Source organism: Dactylosporangium sp. NPDC049140 (assembly GCF_040648435.1).
This window is the reverse complement of the sequence record NZ_JBEZDS010000056.1, coordinates 19,231-31,498: the sequence shown is the minus strand read 5'-3', so window position 1 is coordinate 31,498 and position 12,268 is coordinate 19,231. Positions and strand designations below refer to the sequence as shown.

Genomic DNA, 12,268 nt, shown 5'->3' with positions numbered 1-12,268 from the left:
AGGATTGTTGTCCGGTGTCCATCCATCGACACCGGACAACGTCCGGCCGGTACAACCAGTGCTCATGAGACGGACTTCTGCGCTGGTCACCCTCGCATTGCTGGCGGCCATCCTGTTCCTGCCCGGGGTCGCCTCGGCCGCGACGACGGCGAGCGCGGCCGACATCAAGCTGGCCCAGACCGACCTGAACGGGCTGGCGTACAACGCGGGCGAGGTCGACGGGCTCGCCGGCCCGCAGACCCGGGCGGCGACATCGGCGTTCCAGAGCGATCAGTGCCTCACGGTGGACGGTCTGATCGGCGACGAGACGCTCGGCCGGCTCCGGACCGTGGTCGGCCGGGTACAGACGGCCGCCGGTGTCCCGGCCGACGGTGACTACGCCCCCGCGACGCGCGACGCCGTGAAGGCGTTCCAGACCGCGCACGGCCTCGAGGTCGACGGCATCGCCGGACCGGTCACGATGGCCGCGATGGGGATCGAGCGGGTCGTCCCCGACTGCCACAGCCCGTCGGGCACCGGAGCGGCAGTGGTGCAGATCGCCAAGAACGAGATCGGCACCGTCGCCAACGCGAACCGCTGCGTGCCGGGCAAGGAGTACAGCATCTGCAACGAGTGGTGCGCGTCGTTCGCCACCTGGGTGTGGCGGACGGCCGGGATCGACATCCCGAAGATGACCTATGTGCCCTCGGTCTACGACTGGGCCACCGCACACGACAAGTGGTACGGCACAAGCCGGCTCGGCCTCGCCCAGCCGGGCTACCTGATCATCTTCGGCAGCGCGAACAACCGGTACCACATCGGCGTGGTGGACCACGTCAGCGGCTCCACGGTCTACGTGATCTCCGGCAACACCACGAACCCGGGCAACCCGGGCCAGTACGGCGTGTTCGACAAGAGCTATCCACTGTCCGGGTCCGTGTTCTACGGCCTCGTGCACTTCTGATCGGGGGAGACGTGTTCCGCACCGCGCTCACCGCCGCCACACTCTGCGCCCTGCTCGGCGGCCTGCTCTGGGAGCCAACCGGCGCCGCCGCCGCGACCACCAGCCTGCGCGGCCTCGACGTCAGCGGCTACCAGGGCAACGTCGACTGGCCGGCGGTCGCGGCCGGTGGCGCGTCCTTCGCCTACATCAAGGCCACCGAGAGCACCGGTCATGTCAACGGGTACTTCGGGCAGCAGTACAACGGCGCGGCGTCGGCCGGGCTGATCCGCGGTGCGTACCACTTTGCCCACCCTGACGCCTCCAGCGGCAGCGCGCAGGCCGACTTCTTCGTCGACCACGGCGGCGGCTGGACCGCCGACGGCCGGACCCTGCCGGGCGCACTGGACATCGAGTACAACCCGGGCTCCGGCGGAACCTGCTACGGCCTCGGCCGGACGGCGATGATCGGCTGGATCGCGTCGTTCACGGCGCGGTACCGGTCCCGCACCGGCCGGTCGCCGGTCATCTACACCACGACCGACTGGTGGAACACCTGCACCGGCAACACGGATACGTTCGCCGTGGACGACCCGCTGTGGATCGCCCGCCCGGCGGCCTCGCCGCTGTCCCTTCCCAACGGCTGGAGCACGTACACCTTCTGGCAGAACCACGGCGCCGGCACCTTCCCCGGCGACCAGGACGTGTTCAACGGGGGCCCGGCCGACCTGCGGGCCTTCGCGCTCGGCGACTACACCCCGCCGCCGCCCCCGCCCAGCTGGCCGTACGTGCAGCAGAACCAGACCGGCCGCGTGGTGACCACGGTGCAGTACCTGCTCAACGAGCACGGCACGAGCCTGGCCGTCGACGGGGTGTTCGGCGCCGGTACCCGGGCCGTGGTCGTCGCGTTCCAATCCGCCGCCGGCCTGACCGCGGACGGCGTCGTCGGCCCCGACACCTGGCAGCGCCTGGTGGTGACCGTCCGTCAGGGCGGCACCGGCCCGGCGGTGCGCGCGGCCCAGGCCGAGCTCGCCGCCCACGGCGCGACGCTGGCCGTCGACGGCGTGTTCGGCCCGGCGACCGCCGCCGCCGTCGCCGCGTTCCAGTCCGGCCGCGGCCTGCCCGCCGACGGCGTCGTCGACGCGGCGACCTGGCAGGCGCTGGTCTCATGACGGTCGAGATCGGGGTGCTCGGGCCGGTGACACTCGCCGCCGGCGGCCGGCCGGTCAAGCTGGACCGGCGCAAACAACGCGCGCTGCTCGCCGTGCTGGCGCTGCGGGCGGGACAGGTCGTGACCGTCGAACACCTGCTGGAATGCCTGTGGGACGCCGCGCCGCCGGCCACCGCCCGCAAGCAGATCCACGTGTACATGTCGATGCTGCGCCGACTGCTCGTGCTGGCCGGCGACGCCGGCCGGGTCGTCGAGACGACGCCGAACGGATACCGGCTCTGCGTGCCGCCGGCGACGGTCGACCTCACGCTGTTCGCCGATCAGGTCGCGGAGGCCGGGCGCCAGGACGCACCCGAGGACGCCAGCCGCACGCTGGGCAAGGCCCTGGCGCTGTGGCGGGGCCCCGCACTGGACGGCCTGACCGGCCGGTTCGTCCACGGCGAGGCCCGGCGCCTCGGTGAGTTACGCAGCACCGTGCTCCAGCGCCGGCTCGACCTCGACCTCGGCCTCGGCCGGCACGCCCAGCTCGTCCCTGAGCTGACCGGCCTCGTCGACGCCGACCCGCTGCACGAGGGGTTGCGGGTCCGGCTGGCGCTCGCCCTGCAGCGGTGCGGCCGGACCGCCGACGCGCTCGCCGCCTGCCGGGAGGGCCGCCGGCTCAGCGTCCGGGAGCTCGGCATCGAGCCGGCCGGCCACCTGCGCGCCACTGAGCTGGCGATCCTGCGGGGCGAACGGGCCGGCGCTCCGGTCACCCCGGCGCCGGTAACCGTGACCGCGCCGTGCCAGCTGCCGCGGGCCACCGCCGGCCTGACCGGCCGGGACGCGCAGGTGCGCCGGATCCGCGCGCTGCTCGAGGCTCCGGACGGCCCGGCGGCCGTGGTCGTCACCGGGCGCCCGGGCGCGGGCACCAGCAGCGTCGCCCTGCAGGTGGCGCACCAGGTCCGCGAACGGTTCCCGGACGGGCAGTTCTACGTGAACCTCCGCGCCACCGGCGGGTCGCTCGACCCGCTGCTGCGCACGCTCGGCGCCGACGGCGCCGCGCACTACCGGCAGCTGATCGCCGACCGGCGGATGCTCGTCGTGCTCGACGACGTGGCCGACGAGCGTCAGGTCCGCGCCGCCCTGCCCGGTGCGGCGGGGACGGCCGTCCTGATCGCGAGCCACTCGTGGCTGCCCGGCCTGGACCCGGCGCGGGCGGTGGAGGTGGACGCGCTCGCCGCGGCACCGGCGCTCGAGCTGTTGTGTCGAGCGGCGGGTGCGCCGCCGGACGCCGCCGCGGCCCGGGTCGTGCGGCTGTGCGGCGGCCTGCCGCTCGCGCTGCGCGTCGCCGCGGCCCGGCTGGCCAGCCGCCCGCACTGGACGATGACCGACCTGGCCGCCGCGCTGGAGTGCGGGTGCACCCGGCTGGACCTGCTGACCGCGGGCGACGTGGCGGTCCGCGCCAGCCTCCGGGCGGCCTACCTGGGCCGGTCAGCGCCGGCCCGCGAGCTGTTCCGCATGCTCGGCCGCGGCGTCCCCGAGACGCCGGTCCCGCGGGGGCCACTCGACGAGCTCGTCGACGCGCACCTGGTGGATTCGGAGGGACCGCAGCGGTACCGCCTCGACGCGCTCGTGCTGCTCTACGCCCGGGAGTTGGCTCACGCATCCTGCAACATCGGCTGCCCGTCCAGAATGACGAACCGCTTCGCGACCGAGGCGGTCACGTTCGACGGGTCGTGCTCCAGCGCGGAGGAGACGGTCACGAACTCCGCCGTCAGCTGCTCGGGCGTGAGCACCGCTCGCACGTAGCCGCGCTTGTTCGCGATGTACCGCACGTGCGGGTTCTTCGCCAGGAAGGCGGCCGACGGGTCGGCACTCGTGTTGATCGACGAGATCGAGGTCGTCACGAGCTCCGTCCCGACCGGCGCGGCCGCGGTGTCCCAGTAGTCGATCTTGAGGTTCGCCGCCCAGTGCCGGTGCACGTCGCCGGTGAGCACGACCGGATTGCGCACCCCGCGGTCGACCCAGCCCTGCGTGATGCGTCTCCGCTGCGCGGTGTAGCCGTCCCAGGCATCGGTGTTGACGTCGCACGTCGACGGCGCGCCGTCGGTGTCGGTCTGCGCGAACATCACCTGCTGGCCCAGCAGGTCCCAGCGCGGGGTGTGATCGGTGAACGCGTCGAGCAGCCACTGCTCCTGTACCGCGCCGGTCAGCGTGCGGCCGGTGCTGCGGATCGCCGCGCAGTCGCCGGTCGCGGCCTGGGCGGTGCGGAACTGCCGGGTGTCGAGCATGTGGAACCGGGCGAGGGTGCCCCAGTCGAGCTGCCGGTACAGCGGCATGGCGGGTCCGCTGGGCAGCGCCGTCGACCGCACCGGCATGTTCTCGTAGTACGCCTGGAACGCCGCCGACCGCCGGGCCACGGACGGGTCGGAGGTTCCCGCGCCGGCCCAGTTGTTCTTCACCTCATGGTCGTCGAAGACCACCACCCAGGGCGCTGCCGCATGGGCCGCCTGCAGGTCGGGATCGGTGCGTTGTTGCGCGTACCGCTGCCGGTACTGCGCGAGCGTCTGCACTTCGCCGGTGACGACGAAGCCGCGCACGTCGGTCGCGGCGCTGGACACCTTCTCGTAGATGTAGTCGCCCAGGAACAGGATCAGGTCCGGCCGTTCCTGGGCAAGGTAGCGGTACGCGTGGAACCAGCCCTGTTCGAAGTGCGCGCAGGAGGCGAAGGCGAACCGCAGCTGCGCCGGCAGCGTCCCGGCGGCGGGGGCAGTACGGGTGCGGCCCACCGGCGACACGTGCTCGCCGAGCACGAACCGGTAGTAGTACTCCGTGCCCGGCTGCAGCCCGGCGGGCTCGGCGTGGACGCTGTGTGCGCTCTGCGGTACCGCGGCGGCCGTCCCGGTGGCCACGATGTCGGTCATCCCCTGGTCGGTGGCCACCTGCCAGGTCACCTCGAACGGCTCGGCCGGCATCCCGCCGAGCCCGTCGGTGTTCAGCGGTGCCGGGGCCAGTCGCGTCCACAGCACGAAGCCGTCCGGGGCCGGATCACCGGAGGCGACGCCGAGCGTGAACGGATAGCGGACGGTCGTCGCGGCCGGCGCGGGGAACCTCGCCACGGCCAGCGCCGCGGCACCGCCGAGCACGAACGTCCGCCGGCTGATGTTGTGCTCTGAACCTCGCATCGGTCAGCGCCCTCACGCGTAGTCGGTGACGCCGGCGTTGCAGCTGCCGGCGATGATGGTCCGGGTGGCGGCCTCGCCGAGACAGACCTGGTAGTAGATCCAGCTGCCCTCGGCGAGATCGAGGTCGGCGTCCACCGCAGTGCCCGTGCCTCCCGAGCTCCACACCGAGAACGGCCCGGTGCCGCCCTGCAGCCAGTAGCGGGCCACCGCGGAGTGACCGTCGGCGAGCATGTCGTACACCCACAGGTGCTCGCCGTACGAGACGAACTCGGCCTTCCCCGCGCAGCCCGACGGCGTGCACGCCGTGCTGTCGGCCTGCGCCGGCGCCGCTGCGAGCAGCGCACCGCAGACCGCCGCCACACCGGCTCCCACCAGGATTCGTGTCTTCCGCATCGGCTCATGCTGCCCGGTCCTGCTTTACGGTCGCCTTTACAGCTGGGTATGCGTACCAGTCCGCATAGCACGGCCTGCTTGAGTGGCCGCATGAAATGGCGACTCCTGCTTTCCACCGCCACCGCCGTGGCGACGGCCGCCCTGCCCGCGACGGCTCGGCCCGCGTCGGCTCTGCCAACGGCCGGGGCGCCGGCCGGCCTGCACCGGTTCGTCGTCGCGATCGGCGAGGTCTCCGCGAGCGAGCGGACCAACTGGGTACGGCTGGGCACGTACGAGTTCGACGACACCGGCCAGGTGAGCGAGGCGCACTGGCACTGGACCCAGCGAGAACGCGTCACCCGCAGCTCCACCGGCGTGTCGGCGTCCGGCTGCGTTGCCCGCAACTGCACGGTCCGGACCGCCAACGGCTTCCAGTCCGCCGGCGCCCCGAACACCCTGCACGGCACGTACACGGCCACCGGCTCCCTGCTGCGGGTTACCTGGGACGGGACCACCGGCTGGGAGGAGTGGACGATCAGCCAGCCCGCGCCGGGAAAGTTGGCCAAGCTGTCCTTTGTGGACAACTCGTTCGGCGCCACCGTCGGCTTCGGCTACGGCAGCAACGCCGCTTGGACCACCCGCGCGTCGACCCAGCAACTGTCCATGGTGGACACCAGCCGGCTGATCCATGACTACTATCTGTGGAAGACCGACAACGGCACGCCGTACGTCGACCACGGCGACGGCAGCCCGTTCTGGAACCGCGACTGGACGCCGTGTGCCGGCGGCCGCTGTCTCGGCGGCGTCACCAGCGGCACGCAGTACTACCTGTCCCGGCCCAACACCACCGCGACCGACCGGCGGGACACGATCTGGCATTGGCGCACCGTGCTCGCCGACGCCCGCGGCGAGACGTGCTACACCGGCAATTCCCACGTCAAGCCGATGCTGGAGATCGTCGACAGCGATGGCGTGTTCCACGGCTGGGTCGGCGTCGAGGCCTCCATCAACCAGTCCGTCCCGGCCCAGGGCACCAGCGCCGACGACATCGGCGTGTTCACCATCGCCGACGCGTGAACGTGTACGCGGGAGACGGTAGTGGTGGAGGACTGGGTCCCGGGACCGGTGTCGGCTCTATCTACGGGGTCGAAGCCGTTGACGGCGTCCATGTCCCTCTCTGCGCCCCGGTGACGAAAGGTTACCGACTCTCAGCGAGCGCCCACCCGTGCGCCGCTGTCCAGACCAGCGCCACCCGGTGAGCCGGGTGGCCGCCGTGCCGTGGACTGCCGGTGCGTCAGGCCTCCAGGACCTGCCACACCTTGGGGACCCAGACCCAGTGCCCGTTGACGTTGACCAGTCCCTCGAAGGCGAGCCCGAGGTCGTCGCCCGGCTCGGTGTACTTCCACCGGTACACCGTGAGGCCCGGCTTCAGGTGCGGGCCGATCTGCTGGTAGCCGCCGGGAAAATTCGCCGCGACGGCCGGTGACCAGGCCCGGATCTCCTCGGTTGTGGCCATGAAGACCTTCAGTTCGGTCTGTCCCGGTTTCCCGGCGACCTTGACCTCGCTGCCGTTCCACAGCTTCGCCTTGTAGTACCGCTCGGCCTTGGCCGCGAGGTCACCCTCGAACACGGCCTGGTAGTCCTCAGTCGTCGGCTCCAAGTGCTGCACGAGCGTGAGGTCGTTGCCTGCCCGCAGCGCCTCCAGCAGCGCTTTGGCGCCTTCCTCAGTGTCTGGGTAGGTGCTGTTGGCCGCGTTCTGCCCGGTCGCGGGCAGGACGGCCGGCGGCTGGGCGCCGGGTGTGTCCTCCGCTCCCGCCCCGCAGCCGGCAAGGGCGGCCCCCAGGAGTGCGATCAGCAGTGTCCAATGTGCCAAGCGCTTTGCCCTTGCGGGTACGCGCATGCTCGTCCTCCGATCACGAGACCTGGCCCGCGAAGTGCGGGCCAGGCGAACCGGCCCGGTCCGGGCCGTTCCGATCAAGGATCGGCGGACGGGTTCAGAACAACATCAGCGTCCGTTCAAAGCCGCGACCGACCTGCCGGCACGCCCAACAACGGCGTGACCGGAGCCACCACCATCACCGCGAGCACGGGCCGTGCGGCCACAACCAGTGCGGCGTGCTCGGAGCAACCTCGCGACGGCCGGCGTCCGGGTTGCGAGGGCGAGCTAGCGTCGGATGGCGGCAGCCAGCCTCACGATGCGGAACGGGTGATCATGCGTTCGCAGCCCACCGAGCCACCGCTCGTACCGGTGCGGGTGTGTCTCCTCGGTGCCGTGTCGGCGCACACACCACAGGGCCCGCTACACCTCGGGCCTCGCCAGCAGCGGCTGCTGCTGGCGATCCTGGCCCTGGAGGCGAACCGGCACGTTCCCGTCGATCGGATCGTCGACCTGATGTGGCCGGCGGCGCCTCCCCGCACCGCCCGGCACGCGGTGCGGGTCTCCGCGTCGAGGCTGCGCATCGCGTTCGCGCCCGTGAGCGACGCCGCCGCGATCGTCGGCGCCGCCGGGGGGTACGCGCTGCGGATCGACCCGATGGCGGTCGACGCGCAGCGCTTCCGCGCGCTGCTCAGCGAGGCCGACGCGGAAACCTCGGACCAGCGGCGCCTGACCCTGCTGGACCAGGCCCTCGCGCTATGGCAGGGCACCAGCCCACTGGCCGACGCCGCACAACCCGACGTACGCGACCGGCTCGGCGCGGGCCTCACCGAGGCCCGCCTCCGAGCTGTGGAAGACCGCTTCGACCTCCGGCTGCGGCTCGGACAGCACACCCGTCTGCTGGACGAGCTCGCCGATGCCTGCTCGGCGCACCCGGCCCGCGAGCGACTCGCCGGGCAGCTGATGTTGGCACTGTACCGGTGCGGTCGCGGCGCCGAGGGCCTCGCCGTCTACCACCGGCTGCGCGACCATCTCGCCGAACAGTTCGGCCTGGACCCCGGGCCGGCGTTGCGCGGGCTGGAGCGGCAGATCCTCCAGCAGGACCCGGCGCTGGAGCGGCACCCGGCTCCTCGTCGCCCGCCCGTTCCGGCGCAGCTGCCGGCGATGGCGGGCCTGGTCGGACGCGAACCCGAGCTGGCCCAGCTCGAGGCGCTCGCGCGCGACACGGAAGGGGACGCTCCGGGCACCTCGATCGCGGTGATCACCGGCACCGCCGGCGTGGGCAAGACCGCCCTGGCCGTACGGTGGGGGCACACCGCCGCTGCGCGTTTCCCGGACGGGCAGCTCCATGTCAACCTGCGCGGCTTCGACCCGTCGGGACCCGCGCTCGATCCAGCCGCGGTGCTGCGCGCGTTCCTCAACGCGCTCGGTGTTCCGGCGCAGCAGATCCCCTCCGACCAGGATGAACGCGCCGCCGTGTACCGCAGCACGGTCGCCGGTCGACGGCTGCTGATCGTGCTGGACAACGCCCGCCACGCGGAACAGGTGCGGCTGCTGCTGCCCGGCGCGCCGGGCTGCCTGACCGTGGTGACCAGCCGGGATCCGTTGCGGTCGCTGGTCGCGATCGAAGGTGCCACCCCGCTGGCCCTGGATCTGCTGACCGCCGAGCAGTCCCGGAACCTGCTCACAAGCCGCATCGGCGGCCCGCTGCACGCCGGGGAACCCCTGATCGACGAAATCGTCAACCGCTGTGCCCGGCTTCCGCTGGCCCTGGCGGTGGCGGCCGCCCGGATCACCACCCGCCGGCACCTGCCGCTGGCAGAGGCCACGGCCGAACTGCGTGACGCGTCCACCGTGCTCGACGCCCTCGACGGCGGCGATCCCGTCACCGACCTGCGGGCGGTACTGTCCTGGTCCTACCTGGCCCTCGGCCGGGACGCCGCCCGGCTGCTCCGCCTACTCGGAACGCATCCGGGCGCCGACATCCAGGAGCTGGCCGCGGCCAGCCTGGCCGGCCTGCCGGCGGCGTACACCCGCTCGCTGCTGGCCGAGCTGGCCTCGGCGCATCTCGTCACCGAGCACACCGCCAGAAGGTACACGCTTCATGACCTGCTCAAGGCGTACGCCGCCGAGCAGTCGCAAACGACCGACAGCGCGGAAGACCGCCGAGCGGCGATGCTCCGGCTGGCCGATCACTACCTGCACACCGCGCACCCCGCCGCGCTCCTGCTCGACCCGCTCCAAGTGCCCATCACACTGACCGCACGGCGGCACGGTGTCGTGGCCGAGGCACCGGATCAGGCCGACGCCGCGCTCGCATGGTTCCACACCGAACACGAGTCGCTGGCCGCCACCGCCGCCCGCGCATCAGCACTCGGTCTTGACGAGCACGCGTGGCGGCTCGCGTGGACCCTGACGCCGTACCTGCTGCGACAGGGCCACTGGCAGGCACTGCGCGCCGCCGGTCAGCTCGCCGCGGACGCGGCCCGGCGCCTCGGCGACCGCGGCGCACTGGCCCGCTCGCTGCACGGCATCGGCATGGGCTACGCGAGGTCCGGGCAGCACGGCGAAGCCGCGCCGTTGCTGCGAGAGGCGCTCGACCTGTTCACCTCGAACGGCGACGTCCACGGACAGACCATCGTCCTGGAAGATATGGCCTGGGGAGCGGAGGCCGAAGGCGACGCGCAGCGCGGCCTCGCCCTCGTCGAACGGGCCCTCACGATCGCGGAGACCGCCCGCCACACCACCGGCCTGGCCCGGCTGCACAACGCCATCGGCTGGTTCCACACCCTCCTCGGGCGCCACACCGACGCCATCGACCACTGCGAGCAGGCTCTGGCGATGTTCCAGCAAGTCGACGACCCCGCAGCGGTCGCCGCCACCTGGGACACGCTCGGCCACGCACACCGCCAGCTCGGCGACCATGAGCTAGCCACCCGCTGCTACCGCGACGCCATCCGCTTCTACCAAACCCTTGGCGACCTCTACAACGAGGCGGCGACGCTTGCCGAACTCGGTCACGTGCTGCACGAATCGGGCCGGCCCGACCACGCCCGACAGGCGTGGCGGGAGGCGTACGAACGCTACGAGCAACTCGGCCACCCCGACGCGCGGCAGATCGCGGACCTGCTCCAGCCCGCCGCCGGACGCTGACGAATCACCTCGAGCTGCGACTGACCGGCGTTGCTGGAAGGCCCACATCGGCGCCGACGACCGGCAACTCGGTTGAACGCGGGCCGCGGACCTGATATCGCGTGGTGTGTCCGTGTAACCGGGAGTGGCAGCGGGTATCTGGAACACACGCGAGCCGAGGGGGTGGTGAGCGTGAAGGTGGTGCGGGAGTCCGACTACCGGTTCCGTATCGACCCGTACGGCGAGATGCGGGTACCGGGAATGGTGTTCGCCTCGCGGGCGCTGCTGCCCGATCCCGCCGGGGACAAGTCTCTGGAGCAGGTGGCCAACGTCGCCACGCTGCCTGGGGTGGTGGGCGCCTCGTACGCCATGCCCGACGTGCACTGGGGGTACGGGTTCCCGATCGGCGGGGTCGCCGCCACTGACGTCGCCGCCGGCGGGGTGGTCTCCCCCGGCGGTGTCGGGTTCGACATCTCCTGCGGCGTGCGGCTGCTCGCCGCCGACCTCGACCGCCAGGAGCTCACCGGGCCGTCGCTGCGGGCGCTGATGGATGGCCTCGCCGCGGCGACTCCCCGCGGCATGGACCGCGGCGCCGTGTGGCCGCTGCACGGCGATGCCCGCCAACTACGGGAGGTGCTGGCCGGCGGCGCCCGGTACGCGGTGCGGGAGGGCCACGGGGTACAGCGCGACCTCGAACGCTGCGAGGACGGCGGCGCGGTGGCCGACGCCGACCCCGGGCAGGTCAGCGAGCGGGCGGTGCAGCGCGGGCTGGGCCAGGTGGGCAGCCTCGGGTCAGGGAACCACTTCCTGGAGGTCCAGGTCGTCGACCGGATCTACGACGAGCCGGCGGCCGAGGCGTTCGGGCTGCGGGCCGGCCAGGTGTGCGTCATGATCCACTGCGGGTCCCGGGGGCTCGGACACCAGATCTGCACCGACCACGTGCGCGCCATGGAACGCGCCATGCGCAGATTCGGTATCACGGTCCCGGATCGGCAGCTGGCGTGCGCGCCGGTCTCGTCGCCGGAGGCTCAGGCGTATCTCGGGGCGATGGCCGCGGCGGCCAACTACGCGCGCGCCAACCGGCAGCTGCTCGCCGTGGCGGCCCGGGGCGTGTTCGGCAGGGTCACCGGTCGGGAGCTGGCGCTGGTGTACGACATCTCGCACAACCTCGCCAAGATCGAGACACACGAGGTGGCCGGGGTGCCGCGGCGGCTGTGCGTGCACCGGAAGGGCGCCACGCGGGCACTGCCGCCGGGCCATCCGGACCTACCGGCCGACCTGCGCGGCGCCGGGCAGCCGGTGCTCATCCCCGGCACCATGGGCACCGCGTCCTACGTGCTCACCGGGCGGCCAGGTGCGCCGGCGTTCGCCTCGACCTGCCACGGCGCCGGCCGTGCGCTCAGCCGCCACCAGGCGGCCAAGACGGTGCACGGCAAGGAGCTGCGCGACCGGCTGCAGGCCGAGGGCATCGCGGTGCGCGGGGCATCGTTGCGCGGCCTGGCCGAGGAGACGCCGGAGGCGTACAAGGACATCGACACCGTCGTGGACGTCGCGCAGGGCGCCGGGCTGTGCGAGCGGGTCGCGCGGCTGGTGCCGATCGGCGTGGTCAAGGGGTGATACAAACGGCGGGCTGC

General features: G+C 72.5%; 8 protein-coding genes and 1 pseudogene. 6 read left to right on the top strand and 3 right to left on the bottom strand.

Annotated elements, in window-relative coordinates:
• The first annotated feature begins 64 nt into the window (after positions 1–64).
• The 3 genes and pseudogenes from AB0B76_RS49590 to AB0B76_RS49580 all read left to right on the top strand — a co-directional run.
• Positions 65–943: a peptidoglycan-binding protein gene (locus AB0B76_RS49590; protein WP_360390291.1), complete on the top strand. Its 879-nt coding sequence runs from the start codon at positions 65–67 to the stop codon at positions 941–943.
• A gap of 11 nt (positions 944–954) precedes the next feature.
• Positions 955–2,091 carry a GH25 family lysozyme gene (locus AB0B76_RS49585; protein WP_360390288.1) on the top strand — a complete coding sequence of 379 codons (1,137 nt, stop codon included), beginning with the start codon at positions 955–957 and terminating at the stop codon, positions 2,089–2,091.
• Positions 2,088–3,428: pseudogene (locus AB0B76_RS49580) on the top strand (AfsR/SARP family transcriptional regulator); the annotation flags it as partial. The gene AB0B76_RS49585 and the pseudogene AB0B76_RS49580, both read left to right, overlap by 4 nt.
• Before the next feature lie 299 nt (positions 3,429–3,727).
• Here AB0B76_RS49580 and AB0B76_RS49575 read toward each other — a convergent pair.
• Positions 3,728–5,254, bottom strand: coding sequence for an alkaline phosphatase D family protein (locus AB0B76_RS49575; RefSeq protein WP_360390285.1), 1,527 nt, complete (start codon positions 5,252–5,254; stop codon positions 3,728–3,730).
• A gap of 12 nt (positions 5,255–5,266) precedes the next feature.
• The gene (locus AB0B76_RS49570; protein WP_360390282.1) at positions 5,267–5,647 is read right to left on the bottom strand and encodes a hypothetical protein; all 381 of its coding nucleotides are present in this window, start codon (positions 5,645–5,647) and stop codon (positions 5,267–5,269) included.
• Positions 5,648–5,737: 90 nt separating this feature from the next.
• On the opposite strand from AB0B76_RS49570, the gene AB0B76_RS49565 reads away from it, so the two are divergent.
• A complete protein-coding gene (locus AB0B76_RS49565; RefSeq protein ID WP_360390279.1) occupies positions 5,738–6,703 on the top strand; it encodes a hypothetical protein in 966 nt (321 codons plus the stop codon).
• 217 nt (positions 6,704–6,920) lie between these two features.
• Here the strand turns inward: AB0B76_RS49565 and AB0B76_RS49560 are convergent, their stop codons facing one another.
• Complete coding sequence (locus tag AB0B76_RS49560) at positions 6,921–7,499, bottom strand: hypothetical protein (protein WP_360390276.1); 579 nt, start codon at positions 7,497–7,499, stop codon at positions 6,921–6,923.
• Between the two features lie 339 nt (positions 7,500–7,838).
• Between AB0B76_RS49560 and AB0B76_RS49555 the strand changes: the two genes are divergently transcribed.
• Both AB0B76_RS49555 and AB0B76_RS49550 read left to right on the top strand, forming a co-directional pair.
• Complete coding sequence (locus AB0B76_RS49555; protein WP_360390274.1) at positions 7,839–10,655, top strand: BTAD domain-containing putative transcriptional regulator; 2,817 nt, start codon at positions 7,839–7,841, stop codon at positions 10,653–10,655.
• Positions 10,656–10,826: 171 nt separating this feature from the next.
• Positions 10,827–12,251 carry an RtcB family protein gene (locus tag AB0B76_RS49550; RefSeq protein WP_360390271.1) on the top strand — a complete coding sequence of 475 codons (1,425 nt, stop codon included), beginning with the start codon at positions 10,827–10,829 and terminating at the stop codon, positions 12,249–12,251.
• Positions 12,252–12,268 lie beyond the last annotated feature (17 nt).

Excerpts from the sequence above, each read along its gene's own strand:
- AB0B76_RS49590 (WP_360390291.1), top strand. The coding sequence starts at position 65 with ATGAGACGGACTTCTGCGCTGGTCACCCTCGCATTGCTGGCGGCCATC.
- AB0B76_RS49570 (WP_360390282.1), bottom strand. The coding sequence starts at position 5,647 with ATGCGGAAGACACGAATCCTGGTGGGAGCCGGTGTGGCGGCGGTCTGC.
- AB0B76_RS49575 (WP_360390285.1), bottom strand. The coding sequence starts at position 5,254 with ATGCGAGGTTCAGAGCACAACATCAGCCGGCGGACGTTCGTGCTCGGC.
- AB0B76_RS49555 (WP_360390274.1), top strand. The coding sequence starts at position 7,839 with ATGCGTTCGCAGCCCACCGAGCCACCGCTCGTACCGGTGCGGGTGTGT.
- AB0B76_RS49565 (WP_360390279.1), top strand. The coding sequence starts at position 5,738 with ATGAAATGGCGACTCCTGCTTTCCACCGCCACCGCCGTGGCGACGGCC.